Here is a 25,410-nt window from a genome sequence, read left to right as displayed (position 1 = left end):
TCACTGTTCACGGTAGGCACGCACGGCCACGCTCGGTCACGTGAACAGCGAAAAGTCCACCCAACTTGTCTTGCCCGCCGACCACTTCCACGTGCTGCTGTCACCCACGCCCCGCGGCGCCCGCCTGGCCCGGCTTCTCGCCACGGACTGGATGCGTACGCGCGATCTGCCGCACCGCGTGGCCGAGGCCGCCGAACACGTTGTCGCCGAACTCGCCGCGAACGCAGCCACCCACGGCCGGCTCCCCGGACGCGACTTCCGCCTGGCACTCCTGGACCGCCGCGCGACCCTCCGCATCGAGGTCACGGACACCCGAGGCGACGACCTCCCGCGCCGCCGCCCACCCACCCCTGACGCCGAGTCCGGCCGCGGCCTGCTCCTCGTCGAGTCCCTCGCCGACCGCTGGGGCGTACAACTCGGCCCGATCCCCCGCAAGACCGTATGGGCAGAACTCGACCTACCGACGACGCGACCAGCGGAAACGGCGCACGCTCACTCCCCCGGGTGAACATCACCAACTTCGCGCCCGCCCGGCCGAGTTGCACTCATACGCTCCCCGTAGAACACGGATTGGCATGTGCCAGAGGCAATGCCCCGTCCGTGCGTTACCCCTCACCCTCACAGGAATCCGTATGGTCAGCTCGCCCCACGAGGCGATGCACCGCATCTTCCAGCAGTATCCGGGCCTCTTCTCCGGGGTGTCCGAGGTACTCGGCATCGACTTCTCCCCGCCCACCTCGGTCACCGTCCTGCCCAACGACCTCACCGAGACCACCCCCCGTCGAACGCCGCGTGGACACACTCCTGCGGCTGGAGGCGGAGGACGACGAGCCGCTGCTCCTCGCGGTCGAGGCACAGGGCAGGAAGGACCCGGACAAGCCCGCCAGCTGGGCGTACTACGCCTCGTACCTGCTCACGAAGTATCGCCTGCAGCCGATGCTGCTGGTCGTCTGCCAGGACCGCGCCACCGCGGAATGGGCCGCGCGTGAGGTCACCTTCGGTCCTCGCCAGTGGCCCCTGCTGACCCTGCGGCCACTGGTCGCGGGACCGCACAACATGCCGGTGATCACGAACCCGGCCGAAGTCCGCAAGGATCTCGCCCTCGCCACGCTGTCCGCGATCACCCACGTCACGCATCCGGACGCCGGGGCCATACTCAAACCAATGACGACCGTTCTGCGGGACACACCGCAAAGCGTCGCCGACCCGATCATCGAACTCATCGCACAAGGCCTGGGCAAGCACCCAGCCGCACAACTGTGGAGGAAACTGGTGGCCGTGGACCTCTCCTTCTACAAGTCGCCCCTCTCCGAGGAACTCCGCGCGGAGGGCGAGGCTCGACGCGCCGCCGAGGATGTCCTGGCCATCCTGGAAGTGCGCGGCATCGACGTCCCCGAAGCGGTCCGGGAACGCATCACCGGCTGTGGCGACTCCGAGATCCTGCGCCACTGGCTGCGGCGTGCCGTCACGGCCCCGACGGCCGAAGACGTCTTCACGGATGAGTAGCCTCAGCCCTTGAACAGGCAAAGGCCCGGAACCCCGAGGGGGTTCCGGGCCTCTCCCGCTTCCGTGGGGGACTACTTCGGCTGCGGCTTGCGTACCGACAGGTGCAGTTCCCGCAGGCGGGACTCGTCCAGCTCGGTCGGGGCGCCCATCATCAGGTCCTGGGCGTTGCCGTTGAGCGGGAAGGCGATGGTCTCGCGGATGTTGGGCTCGTCCGCCAGCAGCATGACGATGCGGTCGACGCCCGGCGCGATGCCGCCGTGCGGCGGGGCGCCGAAGCGGAACGCGCGGAGCATGCCGGCGAACTTCTCCTCGACGGTCTCTCGGTCGTAGCCCGCGATCTCGAAGGCCTTGAGCATGATGTCCGGCTCGTGGTTGCGGATGGCGCCGGAGGACAGCTCGACACCGTTGCAGACGATGTCGTACTGCCAGCCCAGGATGTCCAGCGGGTCCTGGGTCTCCAGGGCCTCAAGGCCGCCCTGCGGCATCGAGAACGGGTTGTGGGAGAAGTCGATCCCGCCCGTCTCCTCGTCCCGCTCGTACATCGGGAAGTCGACGATCCAGCAGAAGCGGAAGACGTTCTCCTCGAACTGGCCGGCACGCTTGGCGGCCTCCACCCGCACCGCGCCCATGATCTTCGAGACCTCGTCGAAGTCGCCCGCGCCGAAGAACACCGCGTGACCGGGGGCGAGCGACAGCCGCTTGGTCAGCTCCGCGACGTTCTCCTCGGTCAGGAACTTCGCGATCGGGCCGGTCAGCGCGCCGTCCTCGCCGACCCGCACCCACGCCAGGCCCTTCGCGCCCTGCTCGACCGCGTACTCGCCGAGCTGGTCGAAGAACTTGCGGGGCTGCCCGGCGGTGTCCGGCACCGGCAGCGCGCGGACGTGCTTGCCCGCGAACGCCTTGAACTCCGAGCCCGCGAAGATGTCGGTGATGTCGACGAGCTCCAGCTTGGCGCGCAGGTCCGGCTTGTCGGAGCCGTACTTCAGCATCGCCTCGCGGAACGGGATCCGCGGGAAGGGGGAGGTGACGTGGCGGCCGTCCCCGAACTCCTCGAAGAGCTCCGTCATGAGCTTCTCGATCGGCTGGAAGACGTCCTCCTGCTCGACGAAGCTCATCTCGACGTCGAGCTGGTAGAACTCGCCCGGCGAGCGGTCCGCGCGGGCGTCCTCGTCACGGAAGCAGGGCGCGATCTGGAAGTAGCGGTCGAAGCCCGAGATCATCAGCAGCTGCTTGAACTGCTGCGGGGCCTGCGGGAGGGCGTAGAACCTGCCCGGGTGGACCCGGGAGGGGACCACGTAGTCGCGGGCGCCCTCGGGGGAGGTGGCGGACAGGATCGGCGTCGCCATCTCGTTGAAGCCCATCGCCGACATCTTCTCGCGGATGGCGGAGATCACCGCCGTGCGCAGCAGGATGTTGCGGTGCATGCGCTCGCGGCGCAGGTCCAGGAAGCGGTACTCCAGGCGCCGCTCCTCGTTGACCCCGTCCTCGGTGTTGATGGTGAAGGGGAGCGGGGCCGCCGCGCCCAGCACCTCGACCTCGCCGACCTCGATCTCGATCTCGCCGGTGGGCAGCTCGGGGTTGACGTTGTCGGCGCCGCGGGAGACGACCTTGCCGTCGACGCGGACGACGGTCTCCTTGGAGAGCTTGTCGAGGGCCTCGTACGCGGGCGTGCCGGGGCGGGCGACGAGCTGCGTGATGCCGTAGTGGTCGCGCAGATCGATGAAGAGGATGCCGCCCAGGTCGCGCCGATTGTGCAGCCAGCCACTCAGCCGGACGTCGGTGCCGACGTCAGAGGCGCGGAGCTCGCCGCAGGTGTGGGACCTGTACCGATGCATCGTCGTTCATCCAGTCTTCGCGGATCGGGGATCACCGGGCGGGCACGGCCCGGACCTACCAAGCGTACCGGGCAGCTCAAGATCGGCTCCCCACCATTGAGAGAGGTCCCGGGCGGTGACGGGCAGTACCGGGGCAGGGCCGAAGTCCGCACGGCCGTACACCTTCGGTGGCAGTGTTCGATCGCCTCTTCTTACAGTGGGGCAATGCGCACTGGTGAGCCCCTGCCCGCCGTGGGGGACGTACTCGCCTCCCTCGCGACCGGGATGTGGCACTGGGACACGGCCACCGGCCTGGTCTCGGTCGACGCCGAGGCGGCCCGACTGCTCGGGCTGCCCGCCGAGGAGGCGACGCTCAGGGAAGCCGAGGTGCGCGCCCGCCTCCACCCGGTCGACTGGAACGAGATAACCGGCGTGGTGCAGCTGGCCGTCGCCGAGGGCACCCTCGCCGAGGTGCGCATCCGCGTCATGGACGAGCGCAACCGGATCATCCGCGTCGTGCGCAGCCGCTCCAAGCCGACCTTCGACGCCCGCAAGAAGGCGTACAAGCTGATCGGGACCCTTCAGGAGGTCGCCGAGCCGACGCCCGGTTCCCCCGCCGGGCGAAGAGCGGTCACCGGGGACTGGCGGCGCTCGCGGGAGGCCTTCCTGCTCGACGCCGGCCGGGCGCTGGCCGAGGCCCGCTCCACGGCGGAGGTGCTGCGGGTGGCGGCCGGCCTGTCGATGCCGGGATTCTCGCCGGACGGGCTGGCGGTCTTCGGCATCCAGGGCGACCGGCTGACGATCATCGGCCACCACGGGCAGCGGCCCGGCGACGAGGGCCCCTTCGTGCACATGGCGCTGGAGACGGACTACCCGGCCGCCGAGGTGGTCCGCACCGGGCGGGCCGTCTACCTCTCCTCCCCCGGGCAGTACAAGTCCCGCTATCCGCTCACCTGGCCGCTCGCCGAGCGCTTCCACCGCCACTCCTGGGCGTTCCTGCCGCTGACCGTCGCGGGCCGCACGATGGGCGCCTGGATGGCCGCCTTCACCTACCCGGTGGCCTTCACTCCCGACGAGCGCTCGGTGCTGACCACGGTGGCCCGCATGCTCGCCCAGGCCCTGTCCCGGGCCGGGACCGCGGAGACCGAGCGGGAGCTGAGCGAGGGCCTCCAGCGCGCGATGATGCCGACGGTGGGCCCCGAGGTCCCCGGCATGGACGTGGCCGCCCGCTACGTCCCCACCGGCGGCGGCCTCCAGGTCGGCGGCGACTGGTACGACATGATCCCGCTGCCCGGCGCCACCTCGCGGTCCCGCACGTCCTCCGGGCCGGGACGCTTCGCCCTGGTCATGGGGGACGTCCAGGGCCACGACGTGCGTGCCGCGGGGCTCATGGGCCAGTTGCGCATCGCCCTGCGCGCCTACGCCTCCGAGGGGCACCGCCCGGACGCGGTGCTCTCCCGCGCCTCCCGTTTCCTGCACGGCGTCCTCGCCGCCGGCGCCGACGGCGAGGACGGCGAGGACGGCGAGGACGCCGACGAGGTCGCCGACCTGCGCTTCGCGACCTGCCTGTACGCCGAGGTCGACCCGCGCACCGGAGTCCTGGAGGTGGCCCGCGCGGGGCACCCGGACCTCGTGATCCGGATGGCGGACGGCACGGTGCTGCGACGCCCGACGGCGGGCGGGCTGCCGCTCGGCATCGACCCGGACTCCGACTACCCGACCACCCGGTTCACCCTGGAGCCGGGCGAGACGATGATGATCTGCACCGACGGCCTGATCGAGACCGGCGGCCACGACCTGGACACCGGCTGGCAGCGGATCCGTACGGTCCTGGAACGGCACGGCGGCGACGCCGAGGAACTCGCCGACGCGCTGGTGCGGGCCGTGCACGGACCCTCCTCGCACCACACCACCGGGCCCCTGGCCGACCGCCGCGAGGACGACATCGCCGTGCTGCTGCTGAGCCGGCGCCGCGACGGCCGGGCGGTCCGCCCCAGGCTGCGGCACACCCTGATGACGGTCGCCCAGGCCGAGCCCGAGCGGGTCTCCGTGGCCCGCCGGCAACTGCGGGAGCTGCTGCACGACTGGCCGAGCGAGGAGCACGTGGACTCGGCGGTGCTGCTGCTGTCGGAGACCCTCGCCAACGTCCTGCTGCACACCGACGTCGACGCGCTGGTCCTGGCCGAGGTCAGCGGGGAGAGGGGCGAGCGGCGTCTGCGGGTGGAGGTCACCGACACCGGCGACGACCTGCCGCACAAGCGCCGGCCCGGCGAACTCGCCTCCTCCGGGCGCGGGCTGGTGCTGATCGAACTGCTCGCGGACGCGTGGGGCGTCGTGCCGCGGGGCCGGGGCAAGAGCATCTGGTTCGAGCTGTACGAGGCCTCGGTGGCCAGGTGAGCCGCTCCCCGGCATGAGCCCTACGGCGAAGCCGCGTACCGTTCCCGCAGCTCGTGCGCGGTCCCGAAGGCCGCCGCGGTCAACGGCACCGCCAGCAGCATCCCCACGATCCCGGCGACCGACGCTCCCCCGGTGATCGCCAGCATCACCACGGCCGGGTGCATCTGCACGGTCCGGCTCTGGATCAGCGGCTGGAGCACGTGCCCCTCCAGCACCTGTACCGCCAGCACCACCCCGAGCGCCCACAGCGCGATGACGAACCCGCGGTCGGCGAGCGCGACCAGCACGGAGACCGCGCCGGAGAGGAAGGCGCCCAGGTAGGGGATGTAGGCGCCGACGAAGACCAGCGCGCCGAGCCCGACCGCGCCGGGCACCTTCAGCACGAGCAGGCCGACGGTGATGCAGACGGCGTCGATCAGCGCGATGAGCGTCGTGCCGCGCATGAAGCCCTCCACGGCCGCGAAGGCCCGCCGGGCCATGGCCTCCGCGGTGTCGCCGGTCCCGTGCGGGGCGAGCGTGCGCAGGGTGGCGGCGGCCTTGTGCGAGTCGCGCAGGAAGAAGAACACGAGCAGCAGGGCCAGTACGGCCATGGCGATCGACTCGGCGACCACGCTGACCCCGCTGATGACGTTGGAGGCGGCCGTCCCGCCGAACTTCTCCAGCAGTCGCCTGCCGTTGGAGGCGAGGTCGTCCAGCGAGGTCCCGGCCGCCCCGAAGTGGGTGGTGAGCGACTGCGCGGCCTTCTTGAGCGAGGCGAGGATCTGGGCCCCGCTGTCGATCAGTGCGGCCACCACGATGTACACCGCGCCGCCGACGACCACGACGACCGCCACACAGGTGATCCCGGCGGCGAGCGACCGGTTCACCCCCGCCCGCACGAGCTGCCGGAAGAACGGCCGCAGCAGGGCCGTCCCCAACAGCGCCAGCAGCACCGGGATCACCGCGGTCCGGAACTTCACGCACAGCTCGACCCCGATCCACACCACCCCGGACACCAGCAGCACGACGGCGCACCAGGCGGCGAGACGCCGGACGGGCTCGGGCAGCAGCGGGGCGGGGGCCTGCACACCTCCAGACGATCACACGCCGGACGTGCTGTCCCGCACGGACGGTCCACCCGGGTGACACGGCGTCAGCCACCGGCACTCCGGCCGGTGGCGCGGTCCGCGTCCCGCACGGGGCCCGGCAGGAACGCGAAAGGGCCCCGTCCACCAGCGGACGGGGCCCTTGAGCCCAGTGGCCGGGAAGGCCTACAGCCCTTCCTCGCTCATCCCGTGAACCGCCGGAACGGTGCCGAGGCGGCCCTTCTTGAAGTCCTCGAAGGCCTGCATGAGCTCGTCCCGGGTGTTCATGACGAAGGGGCCGTAGTGGGCCATCGGCTCGCGGATCGGCTGCCCGCCGAGGAGGACGACCTCCAGGTCGGGCGTGTGCGCGTCCTGCTTCTCGTCCGCGCGGACGGTCAGCGAGGAACCGGCGCCGAAGACCGCGGTCTGACCGAGGTGGATCGGCCGGCGTTCGGCGCCCACGGTGCCGCGTCCCGCCATCACGTACGCCAGGCCGTTGAAGTCCTCCCGCCAGGGCAGGGTGACCTCCGCGCCCGGCGCCACCGTCGCGTGGATCATCGTGATCGGCGTGTGCGTGATGCCGGGGCCGGCGTGGCCGTCCAGCTCACCGGCGATGACCCGCAGCAGCGCGCCGCCGTCGGGGGAGGTGAGCAGCTGGACGCTGCCGCCGCGGATGTCCTGGTAGCGCGGCGCCATCATCTTGTCCTTGGCCGGCAGGTTCACCCACAGCTGGAGGCCGTGGAAGAGGCCGCCGGACAGGACCAGCGACTCCGGCGGGGCCTCGATGTGCAGCAGGCCGCTGCCCGCCGTCATCCACTGGGTGTCGCCGTTGGTGATGGTGCCGCCACCGCCGTTGGAGTCCTGGTGGTCGAAGACCCCGTCGATGATGTACGTGACGGTCTCGAAGCCACGGTGGGGGTGCCAGGGGGTGCCCTTGGGCTCGCCCGGCGCGTACTCCACCTCACCCATCTGGTCCATCATGATGAACGGGTCGAGATGGCGGTAGTTGATCCCCGCGAACGCCCGGCGCACCGGGAAGCCCTCGCCCTCGAATCCGCTGGGCGCGGTCGTGACGGTGAGCACGGGACGTGCCACGGCATCGGCGGGCGCGGCCACACGGGGCAGCGTCAGCGGGTTCTCGACAGTCACTGCAGGCATGTCGGTTCCTCCTTGTGCGACCACTTTAGTTGAGCGTTGAACTTTCTGCCAGCCCCAACGGAAGAAGCCCGGAGAGAATTCCCTCCGGGCTCCGAGCGGCGGCGTCCACGGCCGGCCTAGCCGTACATCCGGCGCATCGCGAAGTCGACCATCTGCTCGACCGCCTTGGCGTCGAACACCATCCGGTGCTCGCCCTCCATGTCGAGCACGAAGCCGTAGCCGGTCGGCAGCAGGTCGATCACCTCGGCACCGGTGATCACGAAGTACTTGGACTCCTTGCCCGCGTACCGGCGCAGCTCCTTGAGCGAGGTGAACATCGGGATCACCGGCTGCTGGGTGTTGTGCAGCGCCAGGAACCCGGGGTTGTCGCCGCGCGGGCAGTACACCTTGGAGGTCGCGAACACCTGCTGGAAGTCCTCGGCGGCCAGCTGCCCCGTGGTGAAGGCGCGCACCGCGTCCGCGAGCGAGGGCGGCGAGGGCTCGGGATAGGCCGGAGCCTGCTGGCCGTACCCGCCGACACCGCCGGGCATCTGCTGCTGCGGAGGGACGTACCCCTGCTGTGCCGCCCCGCTGTCCATCGGCTGGCCGTATCCGTACATGACCCACAGCGTACTGACCCGCACGAGGGCTCGGTCACACATGGCGGGATCGGGGTTGCTTCTTATTACCGACGGGTAGCATCATCGGAGCTACTAGTTGGTACGTGAACCAGATGCGAGGAGCCAGTGCCTCGCCGAGTCCTCGACGGGAGCCGTGGCCATGGGGCACTACAAGTCGAACCTCCGCGACATCGAGTTCAACCTCTTCGAAGTGCTCGGACGCGACAAGCTGTACGGCACCGGTCCGTTCGAGGAGATGGACGCCGACACCGCCAGGAGCGTCCTGGAGGAGCTGACCCGCCTGGCGGAGAACGAGCTGGCGGAGTCCTTCGCGGACGCCGACCGCAACCCGCCGGTGTTCGACCCCGAGACGAACACCGCGCCGGTGCCGGAGACCTTCAAGAAGAGCTACAAGGCCTTCATGGACTCCGAGTACTGGCGTCTGGGCCTGCCCGAGGAGATCGGCGGCACCACCGCGCCCCCGTCCCTGATCTGGGCCTACGCCGAGCTGATCCTCGGCGCCAACCCGGCGATCTGGATGTACTCCTCCGGCCCGGCGTTCGCCCGCATCCTCTTCGAGGAGGGCACCGAGGAGCAGCGGAAGATCGCCTCGATCGCGGTCGAGAGGACCTGGGGCTCCACCATGGTGCTCACCGAGCCCGACGCGGGCTCGGACGTCGGCGCCGGCCGCACCAGGGCGGTCCAGCAGGAGGACGGCTCCTGGCACATCGAGGGCGTGAAGCGCTTCATCACCTCCGGTGAGCACGACATGGAGGAGAACATCCTCCACTACGTCCTCGCCCGCCCCGAGGGCGCCGGCCCCGGCACCAAGGGCCTGTCCCTCTTCCTCGTGCCGAAGTACCTGTTCGACTGGGAGACCGGCGAGCTGGGCGAGCGCAACGGCGTCTACGCCACCAACGTCGAGCACAAGATGGGCCTGAAGGCCTCCAACACCTGCGAGATGACCTTCGGCGACCGCCACCCCGCCAAGGGCTGGCTGATCGGCGACAAGCACGACGGCATCCGCCAGATGTTCCGCATCATCGAGTTCGCCCGCATGATGGTCGGCACGAAGGCGATCTCCACGCTGTCCACCGGCTACCTGAACGCGCTGGAGTACGCCAAGGAGCGCGTCCAGGGTCCCGACCTGGCGAACTTCATGGACAAGTCCGCGCCCAAGGTCACCATCACGCACCACCCCGACGTGCGCCGCTCGCTGATGACGCAGAAGGCGTACGCCGAGGGCATGCGCGCCCTCGTCCTGCACACCGCCGCGGTGCAGGACGCGATCGCGGTCAAGGAGGCCGACGGCGAGGACGCCTCGGCCGACCACGCGCTCAACGACCTGCTCCTGCCCATCGTCAAGGGCTACGGCTCGGAGAAGGGATACGAGCAGCTCGCCCAGTCGCTGCAGACCTTCGGCGGCTCCGGCTTCCTCCAGGAGTACCCGGTCGAGCAGTACATCCGGGACGCCAAGATCGACACCCTGTACGAGGGCACCACGGCCATCCAGGGCCAGGACTTCTTCTTCCGGAAGATCGTCCGCAACCAGGGCGCCGCGCTGAACTCGATCGCCGAGGACATCAAGGAGTTCCTGGCCCTCGGCACCGGTGGCGAGGACCTGGCCGACGCCCGCGAGCACCTCGCCAGGGCCGCCGCCGAACTGGAGGCCCTCGTCGGCCTGATGCTGACCGACCTCGCCGCCACCGAGAAGGACGTCAAGAGCATCTACAAGGTGGGCCTGAACACCACCCGCCTGCTGCTCGCCTCCGGTGACGTGATCGTCGGCCACCTGCTGCTCAAGGGCGCCGCGATCGCCGCCGAGAAGCTGGAGACGGCCTCCTCGAAGGACCGGGCGTTCTACCAGGGCAAGATCGCGGCGGCGAAGTTCTTCGCGGCCAACGTCCTGCCGGGCGTCACCCTGGCCCGCAAGGTCGCCCAGAACGTGGACCTGGACCTGATGGAGCTGGACGAGGCCGCCTTCTAGGACGGGTCCCGGCGCCGGCGTCCGTCCCCACCCCCCACCTGCGCTGTCCCCACCCCCCACCTGCGAGGGTCCGCTCCCGACACCGGGAGTGGACCCTCGTGACGTCGTTAAGGTGAACCCATGAGTACAAGCCAGCGCTTCGACCGCGGCCACACCGACGACCTGATGTCCTTCCTGACGGCGAGCCCGTCGCCGTACCACGCCGTGGCGAACACGGCCGAGCGGCTGGAGAAGGCCGGCTTCCGCCAGGTCCGCGAGACGGACGCGTGGGACGGCACGGCGGGCGGAAAGTACGTGCTGCGCGGCGGGGCGATCGTGGCCTGGTACGTCCCCGAGGGTGCCGCGCCGCACACCCCCTTCCGCATCGTCGGCGCGCACACCGACTCCCCCAACCTGCGGGTCAAGCCGCTGCCCGACACCGGGGCGCACGGCTGGCGCCAGGTCGCCGTGGAGATCTACGGCGGCCCGCTGATGAACTCCTGGCTCGACCGCGACCTGGGCCTGGCCGGTCGGCTCACTCTGCGCGACGGCTCCACCCGCCTGGTCAACGTCGACCGCCCGCTGCTGCGCGTCCCCCAGTTGGCGATCCACCTGGACCGCCAGGTCTCGGCGGAGGGCCTCAAGCTGGACAAGCAGCGGCACCTGCAACCGGTGTGGGGCCTGGGCGACGACGTCCGCGACGGCGACCTGATCGCCTTCCTCGAGGCGGAGGCGGGACTCGCCGCGGGCGAGGTGGCCGGCTGGGACCTGATGACGCACTCCGTGGAGCCCCCCGCCTACCTGGGCCGGGACCGGGAGCTGATGGCCGGCCCCCGCATGGACAACCTGCTGTCGGTGCACGCCGCCGCGGCGGCGCTCACGGCCGTCACGGCGGGGACGCCGGAGCTGCCGTACATCCCGGTGCTGGCCGCCTTCGACCACGAGGAGAACGGCTCCCAGTCGGACACCGGCGCGGACGGCCCGCTGCTCGGATCGGTGCTGGAGCGCTCGGTGTTCGCGCGCGGTGGATCGTTCGAGGACCGGGCCCGCGCCTTCGCCGGCACGGTCTGTCTGTCCTCCGACACCGGCCACGCCGTCCACCCCAACTACGCCGAGCGGCACGACCCGACCCACCACCCGCGCGCGGGCGGCGGTCCGATCCTCAAGGTCAACGTCAACAACCGCTACGCGACGGACGGTTCGGGACGCGCGGTGTGGGTGGCGGCCTGCGAGAAGGCCGGCGTCCCCTTCCAGTCCTTCGTCTCCAACAACTCCATGCCGTGCGGCACGACCATCGGCCCGATCACCGCGGCCCGGCACGGCATCCGCACCGTCGACATCGGCGTGGCCATCCTGTCGATGCACAGCGCCCGTGAACTGTGTGCCGCCGACGACCCGTTCCTGCTGGCGAACGCGCTGGTGGCGTTCCTGGAGGGCTGAGCGGCACGGCCTCCCCCAAGCGCTCGGCTTCGCTCGAGCAGGGGGGACCCCATGGCCCATGAGGGGCCGCCTCCGCATGGTCACCCGGCTTGCGGGTACCCGGAGTTGACCGGAAGGGACCGGAACCGACCGGAACCACCGGACCCGACACCGGACAGGGAGGCGACACTCATGGGCCTCGGCGGCTGCATCATCCTCATCGCCGTGGGAGCCATTCTCACGTTCGCGACCGACTGGCACATGCAGGGGGTCGACCTGCACGTGGTCGGCGTCATCCTGATGATCGTCGGCCTGATCGGCGTCACGACGTTCAGCAGCATCTACCGGCGCCGCCGCGTCATGGTGCCCCCCACCGCGGTCGTCGAAGAGGACCGCCACCACCACGCACGCGACGGCTACGGCGACGGCTACGGCATCTGAGCACGTGCCGAGCCGGTCCCGCGGTCGCGGAACATGACGGACAGTCGGCAACAAGATTGAGCATTCCGTTACGCGCACCTCCTTGTCGTGTTGTGTGAATATCGTGAAGACTTGGCGCCCTTGAGCCCGTAGGGGAGAAACCGGGCGTCAAGCAGCCATCACGACGGGGGACTCTGCCGTGCTCGACTTCGCCGCACCCGGCGGCTCCCTGGGCGCTGCGCCGACGGCGCGGCCCCGACCCACGGGCCGGCATGCCGCCCGCCGCGCGCACGCCGCGGAGGAGGAGCCGGCCGGCAGACCCCGGCTCGCGGTCCTGATCCCCGCCCACAACGAGCAGGACCGCGTCGCCGCCGCGATCGAGGGCCTGTGGCGGCAGAGCCGGCGGCCGGACCTGATCGTGGTCGTCGCCGACAACTGCACCGACGACACCGCCCGGATCGCCGTCGCGCACGGCGCGCAGGTCTTCCACACCCAGGGCAACACGCACAAGAAGGCGGGCGCCCTCAACCAGGCCATCGCCTGGGTGCTGCCCCACCTCGACGACCGGGACCTGCTGCTGGTGCAGGACGCCGACACCGTGCTCAACCCGTGGTTCGCCGAGACCGCCCTGGCCACCTTCAACCGCAAGGTCGGCGCCGTCGGCGGAGTCTTCTACGGCGAGGAGGGCGGCGGCCTGCTCGGTCTGCTCCAGCGCATGGAGTTCCACCGCTACGCCTGGGAGCTGGAGCGCACCGGGGGCAAGGCGCAGGTGCTCACCGGCACCGGCACCATGTTCCGGGCCCGGGTGCTGCGCGAGGTGCGGGCGGCCCGCCGCGCCGGCGTCATCGGCGGCGGCAACGGCTACTACAGCCTCGCCTCCCTCACCGAGGACGACGAGATGACCAAGGCGGTCAAGACCCTCGGCTACCGCGCCATGTCCCCGGCGGGCTGCGCGGTCACCACCGAGGTCATGCCGACCCTGGGCAAGCTGTGGCACCAGCGGCTGCGCTGGCAGCGCGGCGCCCTGGAGAACCTCCGCGACTACGGCTGGACCCGCGTCACCGCCCGCTACTTCCTCCAGCAATTCCTCATGGGGTTCGGCGCGCTGTCCTTCCTCGTCTACCTGACCTTCATGATCACGTCCATCACCCTGTACGGCCCGCCGGGCCTGTCACCGGTGTGGACCTCGATCGGCCTGATCTTCGTCGTCGAGAAGGTCGTCTCCGTACGCCGCGCCGGCCCCCTGCCGATGCTGGTGGCGCTGCTGATGATCCCGGAGATGCTCTACGACCTCTTCCAGCACGCCGTCTACTTCTGCTCGCTGTGGGGCCTGCTGCGCCGCAGCGAGGAGAAGTGGGTGGCCACCTGAGCCCCCCCACCCCGCGCCGCACCCGCGGCGCGTCCTCTTCACACCCGCACCAGAGCAAGGAGAACGACATGTACGGACGAGTCGTCGGCGCCGGCACCACCGGCGCCGGAGGCGCCACGCTGGCCGCCACCGGCGTGTGGATGAACAGCATGGCCATGATGGTCGCGGCCACCACCCTGGTGGCCGCGGGAGTGGCCCTGTTCAAGCTGGCGCCGCGCCCGCGGCGCCGCTAGGGCCTGTCCCGGGGCCACTCGGCGATCAGCCTGCCGCGGTCTCGTCCATCCCGGCCAGGACGAGCGGCAGCCGGTCCGTCGCGCCCTCGGTGAGGCGGACCGGAACGCCCCAGTCCTGCTGGTGCACATGGCAGGCGGGGTACTCGTTCGCGGGGTCGTCGTCGCACGAGGCCGCCATCGCGGAGACGTGCAGGACCCCCTCCGAAACGGCGGGGTTCAGCTCCAGTTCGCGGCACAGGTCGGTGTCCGCGCCCTCGCCCTTCAGCAGCAGCTCGGGCGGGGTCGAGGAGACCAGCAGCCGGGTCGACGGTCCGTACCGGGTGTCGAGCTTCTGGCCCGCCGGGGCCTGGAAGATCACGTCCAGGCGCAGGCGGCCGGGGGCGACCTCCGTGGCGGCGCGCCGGGTCCGGTGGGCGACGGCCTCGACCCGTACCGCCTCCTCCGGCAGCCGCAGCCGGGTCAGCCGGTGCCGGGCCGACTCCACGACCACGATGTCCTCACCGACCAGCACGGCGTCGCTGGGCTCACGCAGGTCGGTGGCGAGGGTCGTGACCTCGCCGGTCGCCGGGTCGTAGCGGCGCAGGGCGTGGTTGTAGGTGTCGCTGACGGCGACCGAGCCGTCCGGCAGTGCGGTCACGCCCAGCGGGTGCTGGAGCAGCGCCTGTCCGGCGGCTCCGTCCCGGTGCCCGAAGTCGAACAGCCCGGTGCCGACCGCCGTGTGGACGGCGCCGTCGAGATCGACCCAGCGCAGGGCGGACGTCTCGGAGTCGGCGAGCCACAGCCGGTCGGGCGTGGCCGCGAGCCCGGAGGGCTGCGCGAACCAGGCCTCCGCGCCGGGCCCGTCGACGAGCCCCTCGTTCGTGGTCCCGGCGGTGACGGCGACGGTACCCGCGACCGGGTCGTAGGCCCACAGCTGGTGCACGCCCGCCATGGCGATCCACACCTTGCCGTTCCACCAGGCCACGTCCCAGGGCGAGGACAGCTTCACGTCCAGCGCGGGGCCGGACGTGGCCTCGCCCTGCATCCACTGGTGTCCGGTGCCGGCCAGGGTCGTGGTCTCACCCGTCTCCGGGTCGAAGCGCCGCAGGGCGTGGTTGACCGTGTCGGCCACCACGACGGTGCCGTCCGGCAGGAGTGCGAGCCCCTGCGGCTCCTGGAACCGGGCCCGGTCGGGGCCGCCGTCGGTCATCCCCCGGCCGCCCTGGCCGATCCGCCGCACCACGGTCTCGCCGTCCTCCGCCAGCTCCACCAGCTGGTGCCGGGTGGTGTCGCCGACCAGGAAGTTCCCGGACGGCAGCAGCACCGCCTTGCCCGGGAAGCGCAGGGTGGTGGGCTCCGGCTCCGGCGGCACGTACGGCCCGTCGCCGCGGCGCAGGGTGCCCTTCGCCTCGTGCTCGGCCTCCAGCTCCTCCACCAGCCGCTCGATCGCGTGCGCGTGCCCCTCGCCGGCGTGCTGCGCGACGACGTAGCCCTCCGGGTCGATGACGACCAGCGTCGGCCAGGCCCGTACCGCGTACTGCTTCCAGGTGGCGAGCTCCGGGTCGTCGAGCACCGGATGCTCCACGCCGTACCGCTCCACCGCGTCGACCACCGCCTGGTGCTCCGCCTCGTGCACGAACTTCGGCGAGTGCACCCCGACGACCACGACCGTGTCCCGGTGCTTCTCCTCCAGCTCCCGCAGCTCGTCCAGGACGTGCAGGCAGTTCACGCAGCAAAACGTCCAGAAATCCACCACGACGCACTTGCCTCGCAGGTCGGCGAGCGTGAGGTTCTTCCCACCGGTGTTGAGCCAGCCGCCCTTGCCGATCAGCTCGGGGGCGCGGACGCGGGCTCGTCGGGGTGCCGTGTCGTTCATGGGACCAAGGGTGCCACCCGCCGGCGGCGGCCCGCCCGGCGCGGTGCCGTACTGGGCCCGTCGGACCACCGGCGGCGTCGCCGGGGCGGAGCCGGGGAAGCGGTGAGGACATGAGATTCCTCGTACGCGACCGGATTTTCGGCATCGGTGACGACTACTGGATCGAGGACGAGCACGGCCGCAAGGTCTTCCTCGTCGACGGCAAGGCGATGCGGCTGCGGGACACCTTCGAGCTGAAGGACGCCCACGGCCGGGTCCTGATCAACATCCACCAGAAGATGCTCGCGCTGCGGGACACGATGGTGATCGAGCGGGACGGGGAGGCCCTGGCGAAGATCAGGCGCAAGCGGCTCTCGCTGCTGCGCAACCACTACCGGGTGTCCATGGTGGACGGCACCGAGCTCGACGTCAGCGGCAAGATCCTCGACCGGGAGTTCGCCGTCGAGTACGACGGCGAACTGCTCGCGGTGATCTCCCGGCGATGGCTGAGCGTCGTGGAGACCTACGGCGTCGAGGTCGTACGCGAGGACGCCGACCCCGCGCTGGTGATCGCGGTGGCGGTGTGCGTGATCCACCTGGCGGAGAAGGAACGCGAGGAGCGGTAGGCGCCGGGGACTGATCCGTAGGCGCTAGGAGGCGTCCTGGCGGCGCGGCGGCTCCAGGCCGAGGACCCGGTCCTTCAGGGCCGGGAACTGGTCCCGGGTGGCCGGCACCCTCGCCGGGTCGAAGTCGACCGTGAGGACCTCCTCGCCGGGGCCGGCCTCGGCCAGCACCTCGCCCCAGGGGTCCACCACGATCGAGTGACCCGCCTGCGGAACTCCCGCGTGCGTCCCGGCCGTTCCACAGGCGAGCACGAACGCCTGGTCCTCCACCGCCCGCGCCCGGGCCAGCAGGGTCCAGTGCGCACGCCGGCGCTCGGGCCAGCCCGCCGGGACCACCAGGGTCTGCGCCCCGGCGTCGACGAGCCCGCGGAAGAGTTCGGGGAAACGGAGGTCGTAACAGGTCGCGAGGCCCAGAGTGGTGTCCGGCAGAGGGACCGTCACCAGTTCCCGCCCCGCGCTCATCAGCACGGCCTCGCCCTTGTCGAAGCCGAAGCGGTGGATCTTGCGGTAGACGGCGGCCAAGTCGCCGGAGGGGGAGAAGACCAGGGAGGAGTTGTAGAGGGAGCCCGCGGCCGAGTCGCCGTCGGACGCGGCGCGTTCGGGGATCGAGCCGGCGTGCAGCCACACGCCCGCGTCGCTCGCCGCCTTGGCCATCGCCTCGTAGGTGGGACCGTCCAGCGGTTCGGCCTCGCGTTCGAACTCCTCGAAGGCGAAGGCCCCGGTGGTCCACAGCTCCGGCAGCACCACGAGGTCGGCCCCGGCCTGCTCGCACACCAGCGCGGCCACCCGCCGACGCCGCGAATCGACCGATTCACCCTCGTTCACGGCAATCTGGATCAGCGAGGCGCGCACACTACCACCGTCCTGGCACTCGAGTCGTCCGGACAGGCCTACGATCGTCACACGAAAGCACTGCCGGGCTGCCTCACAGCAGCGTAACTTAGCGTTCCAAGACACCCGCCGACCGCAGCCACCTCCCACTGGCAATGCCATCACATCCGCCCGTGTACCGACCGCCGAGGGGTCCCGTTCCGTGAGTCTGCATCCCACCCTCCAGCCCTACGCCGATGCCTGGACCCACTCCGTCGAGGCGATATCGGAGCTGATGCAGCCCCTGGTGGAGGCCGATTGGAACCGGCGCACCCCGTGCCCGGGCTGGTCGGTCCGCGACATCGTCTCGCACATCATCGGCATGGACTGCGAGATGCTCGGCGACCCGCGGCCCATCCACGCGCTCCCGCGCGACCTGTTCCACGTCACCAACGAGCACCAGCGCTACATGGAGATGCAGGTCGACGTCCGCCGCCACCACACATCGCCGGAGATGACCTCCGAGCTGGAGTACACGATCATCCGCCGCAACCGCCAGCTGCGGAACGAGTCCCGCGACCCCGGCACCAAGGTGCGCGGCCCGCTCGGCGCGGAGATCACCCTCGAAGAGGCCATGCGCTACCGCGCCTTCGACATCTGGGTGCACGAGCAGGACCTGCGCGCGGCCCTCGGCCGCCCCGGCGACCTCGACTCGCCCGGCGCCCACATCGCCCGGGACTACCTGCTGGCCGCCCTCCCGGACGTGGTCGCGGTCAAGGCGGACGCCCCGCGCAGCTCGGCGATCGTCTTCGACGTGCACGGCCCGGTGGAGTTCCTGCGCACGATCCGCGTCGACATCCAGGGCCGCGGCACCCTGGAGACGGCCCCGGCCCTCGGCCCGGCGGCTTCCCTCGCGCTCGACTGGGAGACCTACGTCCGCCTGGCCTGCGGCCGGGTCACCCCGGAAGCGGTCGCTGACCGTGTGAAGACGGAGGGCGACCTGGACCTGGCGGCGGCGATCCTGCGGAACTTCGTGGTGACCGCCTAGGGTCGTGGCCGCGGACAGACGTGCCTCCCTGGGGGCGAGCCGGAGCCCCCCTGCTCCAGGAGCCGGGGGGGGCGCCTCCCGCCCGCGGCGAGCGCACCGGATCCGGCCCCACCTCGCGGCGGCGGCGCAGGGCACCGTCACGCCGGCACGTGCACCGTCTCGACCCGGCTGGCGACCAGCCGCTCCCGCTCGCGCCGGGCCGCCCGCTTCCGCAGCCGCAGGATCTGGCTCACACCCAGCGCCTGGAGCACGAACACCGCCGAGAAGGCGATCCGGTAGTCGTCCCCGGTCGCGTCCAGCAGCACGCCGATCGCGAACAAGGTCGTCATCGAGGCCACGAAGCCGCCCATGTTGGTGATGCCCGAGGCCGTCCCCTGACGCTCCGCCGGATTCGCCGGCCGTGCGAAGTCGAACCCGATCATCGAGGCCGGACCGCACGCGCCGAGCACCAGGCACAGCACGACCAGCAGCCACATCGGCGCCCGCCCGCCCGGATACGCCAGCGTCACCGCCCAGATGCCCGCGGTCGCCGCCACCGTGCCGAGGGCGAGCGGCAGCCGCGCGGCGTGGTGCCGGGCGACGATCTGCCCGTACACGAGCCCGACGGCCATGTTGGACACCACGACGAGCGTGAGCAGTTCACCCGCGTCCGCCCGCGACAGGCCCTGGGCCTCGACCAGGAACGGCAGCCCCCACAGCAGCAGGAACACCATCGCCGGGAACTGCGTGGTGAAGTGCACCCACAGCCCGAGCCGCGTCCCGGGCTCCCGCCAGGACGCGACGATCTGCCGGCGTACGTACGCGGCGCCCAGGTGGGGCAGCGGCTCCGGTTCGTGGCCCTCCGGGTGGTCCTTGAGGAACAGCACGAGCAGCACCAGCACCACCGCTCCGGCCAGCGCGCTGCCCGCGAAGGCCGCCGTCCAGCCCACGCCGTGCAGCAGCCGGGCCAGCACCAGCGTGGACACCAGGTTGCCGGCCATTCCGGCCAGCCCGGCCAACTGGGCGACCAGCGGCCCGCGCCGGGCGGGGAACCACCGGGTGCCCAGCCGCAGCACGCTGATGAACGTCATGGCGTCCCCGCAGCCGAGCAGCGCACGCGAGGCGAGCGCGGTGCCGTACGACGGGGAGAACGCGAAGCCGAGCTGGCCGGCCGTGAAGAGCACGGCGCCGATGGCCAGCACCTTCTTGGTGCCGAGCCGGTCGACCAGCAGACCGACGGGTATCTGCATACCGGCGTAGACGAGGAGTTGGAGGATCGAGAAGGTCGACAGCGCCGAGGCGCCCACATGGAAGCGGTCGGCGGCGTCGAGACCGGCGACGCCCAGGGAGGTGCGGAAGATGACGGCGACGAAGTAGACGGCGACGCCGATGCTCCAGACGGCGACGGCGCGCCGGCCGCCGGGCGGATCACCGGGCAGGGAGGCCGGCGAGGACGAGGAGCTCACCGGACCTCCCCCCGGGCGAGGTGGGAGAACCAGTTGACGTGCCGGTGCACGACGTCGACGGCCGCCTCCGCGTCCCCCGAGCGCAGCGCGTCCAGGATCTGCTCGTGCTCGGCGAGCGTCTTGGCGAGCCGGTCGGGATGGGAGTGCATGACGGCGACGCCCATGCGCAGCTGGCGGTCGCGCAACTGGTCGTAGAGGCGGGACAGGATCTCGTTGCCGCCGCTGCGGACGATCTCGGCGTGGAAGCAGCGGTCGGTGACGGCGGCCGCGGCGAAGTCACCGGCGGCGGCCTGCTTCTTCTGCTTCCGGAGCAGTTCCTCGAGCCGCTCGATGAGCCCCGGCGGCGCGGGTACGGCCTTCCGGGCCGCGTACTCCTCGACCAGCTGCCGGGTCTCGACCACGTCGGCGATCTCCTGCGCGGAGACCGGCAGGACGAGGGCCCCCTTCTTCGGGTAGAGCTTGATGAGCCCCTCGACCTCCAGCCGCAGCAGCGCCTCGCGCACGGGCGTGCGCGAGACCCCGACGGCCTCGGCCAGCTCCCCCTCGGTCAGCAGGGTGCCGCCCTCGTAACTGCGGTCCAGTACGGCTTGCTTGACGTGCGTGTACACGCGATCGGCGGCGGGGGGCTGTTTCACGGCCAGGCTCATGCCCACAGCATAGATACAACACGTACCCAAGACCCGCCCCATCCAGCATGCGGACCATACGGGCCCGACGGCCGAATCCACCCCGGAAACCGCGCAACCATCCGCCCCACCCGTGAGTCAGACAGATGCGGCCCCACTTCTTTGTGGGCTCTCAACTCTGCCGCACCGCAGAGGAATACAACATAATCGGGGTACCTCACTTGAAAACCGGCATCCAGGGCATCCGTATCCGCAGAGCCGCCGCAGTCGTCGTGACCACGAGCGCCGTGCTCGCCGCCGGGGCCCTCACCGCGGCACCCGCGCAGGCCGTCACCGCGCCGTCGATCGTGGCCAAGGGCGGCTACGTGATGGACGACGCGACCGGCAAGTCCCTCTACGGCAAGGCCGCGGACACCAAGCGCTCCACCGGCTCCACCACGAAGATCATGACCGCCAAGGTCGTGCTGGCCCAGCCGAAACTGAACCTCGACGCCAAGGTCACCATCCAGAAGGCGTACAGCGACTACGTCGTCAAGAACAACGCCTCCCAGGCCCACCTGATCGTCGGCGACAAGGTGACCGTCCGTCAGCTGCTGTACGGCCTGATGCTGCCCTCGGGCTGCGACGCCGCGTACGCGCTGGCCGACAAGTACGGTTCGGGCTCGACGCGGGACGCGCGCGTGAAGTCCTTCATCGGCAAGATGAACAGCACCGCCAAGAGCCTCGGCATGACGAACACGCGCTTCGACTCGTTCGACGGCATCGGCAAGGGCAGCAACTACTCGACGCCGCGCGACCTGACGAAGCTGGCGCGCAGCGCGATGAAGAACTCCACGTTCCGCACGATCGTGAAGACGAAGTCGTACACCGCCAAGACCGTCACCAAGACGGGCAGCACCCGCACGATGGGCAAGTGGACGAACACGAACACGCTGCTCAGCAGCTACAGCGGCGCGATCGGCGTGAAGACGGGCTCCGGCCCCCAGGCCGGGGCCTGCCTCGTCTTCGCCGCCACCAGGAACGGCAGGACCGTCATCGGCACGGTTCTGGCCTCGTCCACGTACGCGCAGCGCGCGACGGACGCCACGAAGCTCCTGAACTACGGGTTCGCCAAGAAGGTCTGACACCCGCCCACCAGGCCGAAGGGCCCGCCGCTGACCTCAGCGACGGGCCCTTTTCCTGTGTCCGCGTGTATGGATGGTGCTAGCATCATTAGCATCATGTTGCTGCGATTGGACAAGAGGGACACCCGGCCTCTGCACGAGCAGGTCGCCGGCGCCATCCGGCGCGCCATCGCCGAGGGGGAATGCCGCCCGGGCGACCGGCTGCCGTCGGCGCGCGACCTCTCGCAGATGCTCGACATCAACATCAACACCGTCCTGCGCGGCCTGCGCGGCCTGCGGGACGAGGGACTGCTGGAGTTCCGCCGGGGACGAGGGGTGACCGTGGCGGAGGACGCGGACCGTCACTCGGGGCTGCGGATCCGGGTGCGCGAACTGCTGGCCGAGGCGGGCCGCCTGGGCTACAGCCGGAACGACCTCATCGAGATGATCAGGGGGACGCGATGAACAAGTCGAGAAGGCACGGAAACGGGACGCGCTGGGGAGCCGCCGTCTGGACGGCCGGTATCGCGGTCCTGATCGCCGCGCTGCCCTGGGCCGCGAGCGACCGGCTGCCGGAGCGGTTGGCGACCCACTGGAATGGATCCGCGGCCGACGGCGCGATGCCGCTGTGGGCGGCCTCGCTCGTCCCCGCTCTGGTCTGGCTCGTGCTGGGCGTGGGCATGGAGATGATGCGGCGGCGGGCCGGGGAGGACGGCCTGGCGGTGACGCGGCCGCGGGCGCTGGCCGGGCTGTTGTCGGCCGGTGTGGTCATCGTCGGTGGCCAGCTCTCCGTCGTGCGGGCGAACCTCGATCACACGGACTGGCACCAGGTGCGGCTGCCGATCGCGGGCATCGTCGTCTCGCTGGTGGTGGCGGTGCTCGCCGGGATCGCCGGCTGGCTGGTGGGCACGCGGGGACACGTCTCCGGCCCGGTGTCCGGGGAACGGAACGCCGCCGAACCGACACTGGAGATCCCCGAGGGGCAGCGGGTGGTGTGGTTCTCGCGCACCACCAACCTGTGGCTGCACCTCGTCGCGGCCGTGACCGGAGTGGTGGCGGTGGCCGCCCTGGTCGCGCTCGTCGCCGGACTCGCCGGGCCCGGCGCGGGGTGGTGGTTGTTCGCCTCGTGCGCGGTCGCCTCCCTCGCGGGAGCCGGCTGTGCCTCGGTCCAGACGCGTGTGTCCCGGCGGGGCCTGGAGGTGGCCTTCGGCCCGCTCGGCTGGCCGGTACGGCGCTGGGCGCCCGACGCGATCGAGTCCGCCCGCGCCGAGAACCGTACGCCCGCGCAGGTCGGCGGCTGGGGCTACCGCTTCAGCGGCCTGGGCACCACGGTCATGCTGCGGGCCGGGGAGTGCCTGGTGATCCGGGCCCGGGGCGGCCGGGGCGACTTCGCGGTCAGCGTGGACGACGCCGAACGCGGAGCCGCCCTCCTGAACGCGCTGCGCACCCACCAGCCGAGCTGACCCTCCCGGCCCGTCACACCCCTGGACCACCGCGGACGCCGAGGCGGCGCACCTCCGTGAGAGGTGCGCCGCCCCGTTTCGCCGTGGGCTGCTACGCCCAGGTGATCAGTCGCTTCGGCTGTTCCAGGATCGCGGCCACGTCGGCCAGGACCTTGGAGCCGAGTTCGCCGTCGACCAGGCGGTGGTCGAAGCTGAGCGCCAGCGTGGTGACCTGGCGGGGCTTGACCTTGCCCTTGTGGACCCACGGCTGGAGCTTGATCGCGCCGACGGCGAGGATCGCGGACTCGCCGGGGTTGAGGATCGGTGTGCCGGTGTCGACGCCGAAGACGCCGACGTTGGTGATCGTCACCGTGCCGCCCTGCATGGCCGCCGGGGACGTCCTGCCCTCGCGAGCCGTGGACACCAGCTCGCCGAGGGCCTCCGCGAGCTGCGGCAGCGTCTTGACGTGGGCGTCCTTGATGTTCGGGACGATCAGGCCGCGCGGGGTCGCCGCCGCGATGCCCAGGTTGACGTAGTGCTTCTGGACGATCTCCTGAGCCGCCTCGTCCCAGGACGCGTTGATCTCCGGGTTGCGCTTGATGGCGACCAGCAGGGCCTTGGCGATCAGCAGCAGCGGGTTGACCCGCAGCCCCTGCATCTCCTTGTCCTGCTTGAGCTCCTCGACCAGCTTCATCGTCCGCGTCACGTCCACCGTCACGAACTCCGTGACGTGCGGGGCCGTGAACGCCGAGCCGACCATCGCCGCCGCCGTCGCCTTGCGGACGCCCTTGACGGGGACCCGGGTCTCGCGCGCCCCGTCGTAGCTCACGGCGGGGGCCGGAGCCGCGGCCACCGGGACCATCGCCGCCGGCGGCTCGGGGGCCTGTGGTGCGGCCGGTACCGCCACCGCCGCGTGCACGTCCTCGCGCGTGATGATGCCGTCCGGGCCGGACGGCACGACCGTGGCGAGGTCCACGCCCAGGTCCTTGGCCAGCTTGCGCACCGGAGGCTTGGCCAGCGGGCGGGGCCCGGCGGACGCCGCGACGGCCGCCGGGGCCACGGTGCCGTGGCCGTTCAGCTCCGGCCGGGGTGCCGTCGCCGCCGGGGCGGCCGCGGCCTCCGGGGCCTTGCGCGGACGGCGCTTGGTGGAGGACGCCGAGACGCCGTAGCCCACCAGCACCGGCTGGCGGCCCTGCGGCTTCTCCTCCCCGTCCGTGTCCGGCTCGGTCTTCGGCTCGGCCACCGGAGCGGCCTGCGCCGGGACCTCGGCCGGGGCCGCGCCCGCAACCTGCACCGCGATGATGGACGTGCCCACGTCCACCGTGGTGCCCTCGGCGAAGTGCAGCTCGCGCACCACCCCGTCGTAGGGGATGGGCAGTTCGACGGCCGCCTTGGCGGTCTCGACCTCGCAGACCACCTGGCCGTCGGTGACCGTGTCACCGGGCTGGACGTACCACTTGAGGATCTCCGCCTCGGTCAGACCCTCGCCGACATCCGGCATCTTGAACTCACGCACGGACGCATCGGTCATCGTCGTCACGAACCTCTCCCTCAGTACGCCAGCGAGCGGTCGACGGCGTCGAGCACGCGGTCCAGGTCCGGCAGGTAGGACTCCTCCAGGCGGGCCGGCGGGTACGGGGCGTGGTAGCCGCCGACCCGCAGCACGGGGGCCTCCAGGTGGTAGAAGCAGCGCTCGGTGATCCGGGCGGCGATCTCCGCGCCGGAGCCGAAGAACACCGGCGCCTCGTGGACGACGACGAGGCGGCGGGTCCGCTCCACCGAGGCCTGGATGGCGTCGAAGTCGATCGGGGAGACCGAGCGCAGGTCCAGGACCTCCAGGGACTTGCCCTCCTCGGCGGCCGCGGCGGCGACCTCCTGGCAGAGCTTCACCATCGGGCCGTAGGCCGCCAGGGTCAGGTCCGTGCCCTCGCGGACGACCTGCGCCTTGTGCAGCGGGTTCGGGATGGCCTCCGTGTTGACCTCGGCCTTGTCCCAGTAGCGCCGCTTGGGCTCGAAGTAGATCACCGGGTCGTCGCTCTGGATGGCCTGCTGCATCATCCAGTACGCGTCCGACGCGTTGGAGGGGCTGACGATCTTCAGGCCCGCCACGTGCGCGAACAGCGCCTCGGGGGACTCCGAGTGGTGCTCGACCGCGCCGATGCCGCCGCCGTAGGGGATGCGGATGACGACCGGGAGCTTGACCTTGCCCAGCGAGCGGGCGTGCATCTTCGCGAGCTGCGTGACGATCTGGTCGTACGCCGGGAAGACGAAGCCGTCGAACTGGATCTCGACCACCGGGCGGTAGCCGCGCAGGGCGAGGCCGATCGCGGTGCCGACGATGCCGGACTCGGCGAGCGGGGTGTCGATGACGCGGCTCTCGCCGAAGTCCTTCTGGAGGCCGTCCGTCACCCGGAACACGCCGCCGAGCTTGCCGACGTCCTCGCCCATGACGAGGACCTTGGGGTCGTTGTCCAGGGCGCGGCGCAGCGACTCGTTGATCGCCTTGGCCAGGGCCATCTTCTCAGCAGCCATGA

22 protein-coding genes and 1 pseudogene are annotated in these 25,410 nt (G+C 71.2%); 13 read left to right on the top strand and 10 right to left on the bottom strand.

The window, feature by feature from the left end:
* Positions 1–40: 40 nt before the first annotated feature.
* Positions 41–508: an ATP-binding protein gene (locus tag ACFY3J_RS08810; protein ID WP_384174585.1), complete on the top strand. Its 468-nt coding sequence runs from the start codon at positions 41–43 to the stop codon at positions 506–508.
* 124 nt (positions 509–632) lie between these two features.
* Positions 633–1,506: pseudogene (locus tag ACFY3J_RS08805) on the top strand (hypothetical protein).
* 71 nt (positions 1,507–1,577) lie between these two features.
* Here ACFY3J_RS08805 and aspS read toward each other — a convergent pair.
* On the bottom strand, positions 1,578–3,341 hold the full coding sequence (gene aspS / locus ACFY3J_RS08800; RefSeq protein WP_390840597.1) for an aspartate--tRNA ligase: 1,764 nt from the start codon (positions 3,339–3,341) through the stop codon (positions 1,578–1,580).
* A 204-nt stretch (positions 3,342–3,545) separates the two neighbouring features.
* Here aspS and ACFY3J_RS08795 point away from each other — a divergent pair, with 204 nt between their 5' ends.
* Positions 3,546–5,717 (top strand): SpoIIE family protein phosphatase, encoded by a 2,172-nt coding sequence (locus tag ACFY3J_RS08795; RefSeq protein ID WP_390840596.1) that lies wholly within the window; start codon positions 3,546–3,548, stop codon positions 5,715–5,717.
* A 20-nt stretch (positions 5,718–5,737) separates the two neighbouring features.
* On the opposite strand, the gene ACFY3J_RS08790 is transcribed toward ACFY3J_RS08795, so the two are convergent.
* From ACFY3J_RS08790 to ACFY3J_RS08780, 3 genes are all read right to left on the bottom strand, one after another.
* Positions 5,738–6,784, bottom strand: a complete 1,047-nt coding sequence (locus ACFY3J_RS08790) for an AI-2E family transporter (protein ID WP_384174574.1) — start codon at positions 6,782–6,784, stop codon at positions 5,738–5,740.
* 183 nt (positions 6,785–6,967) lie between these two features.
* Positions 6,968–7,939 carry a pirin family protein gene (locus ACFY3J_RS08785; RefSeq protein WP_390840595.1) on the bottom strand — a complete coding sequence of 324 codons (972 nt, stop codon included), beginning with the start codon at positions 7,937–7,939 and terminating at the stop codon, positions 6,968–6,970.
* Between the two features lie 116 nt (positions 7,940–8,055).
* Positions 8,056–8,538 carry an SseB family protein gene (locus ACFY3J_RS08780; protein WP_141366432.1) on the bottom strand — a complete coding sequence of 161 codons (483 nt, stop codon included), beginning with the start codon at positions 8,536–8,538 and terminating at the stop codon, positions 8,056–8,058.
* 160 nt (positions 8,539–8,698) lie between these two features.
* On the opposite strand from ACFY3J_RS08780, the gene ACFY3J_RS08775 reads away from it, so the two are divergent.
* The 5 genes from ACFY3J_RS08775 (at position 8,699) to ACFY3J_RS08755 (ending at position 13,945) form a co-directional block, all read left to right on the top strand.
* Positions 8,699–10,525, top strand: a complete 1,827-nt coding sequence (locus tag ACFY3J_RS08775; protein ID WP_384174568.1) for an acyl-CoA dehydrogenase — start codon at positions 8,699–8,701, stop codon at positions 10,523–10,525.
* A gap of 120 nt (positions 10,526–10,645) precedes the next feature.
* Entirely contained in the window at positions 10,646–11,944 is a 1,299-nt protein-coding gene (locus ACFY3J_RS08770; RefSeq protein WP_390840594.1) for a M18 family aminopeptidase, read from the top strand.
* A gap of 171 nt (positions 11,945–12,115) precedes the next feature.
* Positions 12,116–12,364, top strand: a complete 249-nt coding sequence (locus ACFY3J_RS08765; protein ID WP_384174561.1) for a DUF6458 family protein — start codon at positions 12,116–12,118, stop codon at positions 12,362–12,364.
* A gap of 313 nt (positions 12,365–12,677) precedes the next feature.
* On the top strand, positions 12,678–13,712 hold the full coding sequence (locus tag ACFY3J_RS08760; RefSeq protein WP_384175057.1) for a glycosyltransferase: 1,035 nt from the start codon (positions 12,678–12,680) through the stop codon (positions 13,710–13,712).
* Positions 13,713–13,780: 68 nt separating this feature from the next.
* On the top strand, positions 13,781–13,945 hold the full coding sequence (locus ACFY3J_RS08755) for a hypothetical protein (RefSeq protein ID WP_172632907.1): 165 nt from the start codon (positions 13,781–13,783) through the stop codon (positions 13,943–13,945).
* A 25-nt stretch (positions 13,946–13,970) separates the two neighbouring features.
* Here ACFY3J_RS08755 and ACFY3J_RS08750 read toward each other — a convergent pair whose 3' ends face one another.
* Positions 13,971–15,800, bottom strand: coding sequence for an NHL domain-containing thioredoxin family protein (locus ACFY3J_RS08750; RefSeq protein ID WP_384174558.1), 1,830 nt, complete (start codon positions 15,798–15,800; stop codon positions 13,971–13,973).
* A gap of 110 nt (positions 15,801–15,910) precedes the next feature.
* On the opposite strand from ACFY3J_RS08750, the gene ACFY3J_RS08745 reads away from it, so the two are divergent.
* Positions 15,911–16,405, top strand: a complete 495-nt coding sequence (locus ACFY3J_RS08745) for an LURP-one-related/scramblase family protein (protein WP_384174555.1) — start codon at positions 15,911–15,913, stop codon at positions 16,403–16,405.
* Between the two features lie 24 nt (positions 16,406–16,429).
* Here the strand turns inward: ACFY3J_RS08745 and ACFY3J_RS08740 are convergent, their stop codons facing one another.
* Positions 16,430–17,254 (bottom strand): carbon-nitrogen family hydrolase, encoded by an 825-nt coding sequence (locus ACFY3J_RS08740; protein WP_384174552.1) that lies wholly within the window; start codon positions 17,252–17,254, stop codon positions 16,430–16,432.
* 181 nt (positions 17,255–17,435) lie between these two features.
* Between ACFY3J_RS08740 and ACFY3J_RS08735 the strand changes: the two genes are divergently transcribed.
* Positions 17,436–18,260, top strand: coding sequence for a maleylpyruvate isomerase family mycothiol-dependent enzyme (locus ACFY3J_RS08735; RefSeq protein ID WP_384174549.1), 825 nt, complete (start codon positions 17,436–17,438; stop codon positions 18,258–18,260).
* A gap of 137 nt (positions 18,261–18,397) precedes the next feature.
* Here the strand turns inward: ACFY3J_RS08735 and ACFY3J_RS08730 are convergent, their stop codons facing one another.
* Both ACFY3J_RS08730 and ACFY3J_RS08725 read right to left on the bottom strand, forming a co-directional pair.
* Positions 18,398–19,705 (bottom strand): nitrate/nitrite transporter, encoded by a 1,308-nt coding sequence (locus tag ACFY3J_RS08730; protein ID WP_384174547.1) that lies wholly within the window; start codon positions 19,703–19,705, stop codon positions 18,398–18,400.
* A complete protein-coding gene (locus tag ACFY3J_RS08725) occupies positions 19,702–20,352 on the bottom strand; it encodes a GntR family transcriptional regulator (RefSeq protein WP_384174544.1) in 651 nt (216 codons plus the stop codon). Before ACFY3J_RS08725 ends, ACFY3J_RS08730 begins: the two co-directional genes overlap by 4 nt.
* A gap of 200 nt (positions 20,353–20,552) precedes the next feature.
* Between ACFY3J_RS08725 and ACFY3J_RS08720 the strand changes: the two genes are divergently transcribed.
* The 3 genes from ACFY3J_RS08720 to ACFY3J_RS08710 all read left to right on the top strand — a co-directional run bounded on the left by ACFY3J_RS08720 (position 20,553) and on the right by ACFY3J_RS08710 (position 22,897).
* The gene (locus ACFY3J_RS08720; protein WP_384174541.1) at positions 20,553–21,455 is read left to right on the top strand and encodes a D-alanyl-D-alanine carboxypeptidase family protein; all 903 of its coding nucleotides are present in this window, start codon (positions 20,553–20,555) and stop codon (positions 21,453–21,455) included.
* Positions 21,456–21,551: 96 nt separating this feature from the next.
* A complete protein-coding gene (locus ACFY3J_RS08715; protein ID WP_390840592.1) occupies positions 21,552–21,899 on the top strand; it encodes a GntR family transcriptional regulator in 348 nt (115 codons plus the stop codon).
* Positions 21,896–22,897, top strand: coding sequence for a DUF1648 domain-containing protein (locus ACFY3J_RS08710; protein WP_390840591.1), 1,002 nt, complete (start codon positions 21,896–21,898; stop codon positions 22,895–22,897). Before ACFY3J_RS08715 ends, ACFY3J_RS08710 begins: the two co-directional genes overlap by 4 nt.
* Before the next feature lie 91 nt (positions 22,898–22,988).
* Here ACFY3J_RS08710 and ACFY3J_RS08705 read toward each other — a convergent pair whose 3' ends face one another.
* Both ACFY3J_RS08705 and ACFY3J_RS08700 read right to left on the bottom strand, forming a co-directional pair.
* Positions 22,989–24,416, bottom strand: a complete 1,428-nt coding sequence (locus tag ACFY3J_RS08705; RefSeq protein WP_384174532.1) for a dihydrolipoamide acetyltransferase family protein — start codon at positions 24,414–24,416, stop codon at positions 22,989–22,991.
* A gap of 11 nt (positions 24,417–24,427) precedes the next feature.
* Entirely contained in the window at positions 24,428–25,408 is a 981-nt protein-coding gene (locus tag ACFY3J_RS08700; RefSeq protein WP_384174529.1) for an alpha-ketoacid dehydrogenase subunit beta, read from the bottom strand.
* Positions 25,409–25,410: the final 2 nt, after the last annotated feature.

The sequence above is a fragment of the Streptomyces sp. NPDC001231 genome (assembly GCF_042896885.1).
Classification (GTDB): Bacteria; Actinomycetota; Actinomycetes; order Streptomycetales; family Streptomycetaceae; genus Streptomyces.
The sequence above is the reverse complement of the archived record's forward strand: the minus strand, read 5'-3'. Positions and strand labels throughout refer to the sequence as shown.

Bases quoted from the DNA above. Each gene is read 5' to 3' on its own strand.
- aspS (WP_390840597.1), bottom strand. From the start codon at position 3,341: ATGCATCGGTACAGGTCCCACACCTGCGGCGAGCTCCGCGCCTCTGAC.
- ACFY3J_RS08795 (WP_390840596.1), top strand. From the start codon at position 3,546: ATGCGCACTGGTGAGCCCCTGCCCGCCGTGGGGGACGTACTCGCCTCC.
- ACFY3J_RS08785 (WP_390840595.1), bottom strand. From the start codon at position 7,939: ATGCCTGCAGTGACTGTCGAGAACCCGCTGACGCTGCCCCGTGTGGCC.
- ACFY3J_RS08780 (WP_141366432.1), bottom strand. From the start codon at position 8,538: ATGTACGGATACGGCCAGCCGATGGACAGCGGGGCGGCACAGCAGGGG.
- ACFY3J_RS08775 (WP_384174568.1), top strand. From the start codon at position 8,699: ATGGGGCACTACAAGTCGAACCTCCGCGACATCGAGTTCAACCTCTTC.
- ACFY3J_RS08770 (WP_390840594.1), top strand. From the start codon at position 10,646: ATGAGTACAAGCCAGCGCTTCGACCGCGGCCACACCGACGACCTGATG.
- ACFY3J_RS08765 (WP_384174561.1), top strand. From the start codon at position 12,116: ATGGGCCTCGGCGGCTGCATCATCCTCATCGCCGTGGGAGCCATTCTC.
- ACFY3J_RS08755 (WP_172632907.1), top strand. From the start codon at position 13,781: ATGTACGGACGAGTCGTCGGCGCCGGCACCACCGGCGCCGGAGGCGCC.
- ACFY3J_RS08750 (WP_384174558.1), bottom strand. From the start codon at position 15,800: ATGAACGACACGGCACCCCGACGAGCCCGCGTCCGCGCCCCCGAGCTG.
- ACFY3J_RS08745 (WP_384174555.1), top strand. From the start codon at position 15,911: ATGAGATTCCTCGTACGCGACCGGATTTTCGGCATCGGTGACGACTAC.
- ACFY3J_RS08725 (WP_384174544.1), bottom strand. From the start codon at position 20,352: ATGAGCCTGGCCGTGAAACAGCCCCCCGCCGCCGATCGCGTGTACACG.
- ACFY3J_RS08715 (WP_390840592.1), top strand. From the start codon at position 21,552: ATGTTGCTGCGATTGGACAAGAGGGACACCCGGCCTCTGCACGAGCAG.
- ACFY3J_RS08710 (WP_390840591.1), top strand. From the start codon at position 21,896: ATGAACAAGTCGAGAAGGCACGGAAACGGGACGCGCTGGGGAGCCGCC.
- ACFY3J_RS08700 (WP_384174529.1), bottom strand. From the start codon at position 25,408: ATGGCTGCTGAGAAGATGGCCCTGGCCAAGGCGATCAACGAGTCGCTG.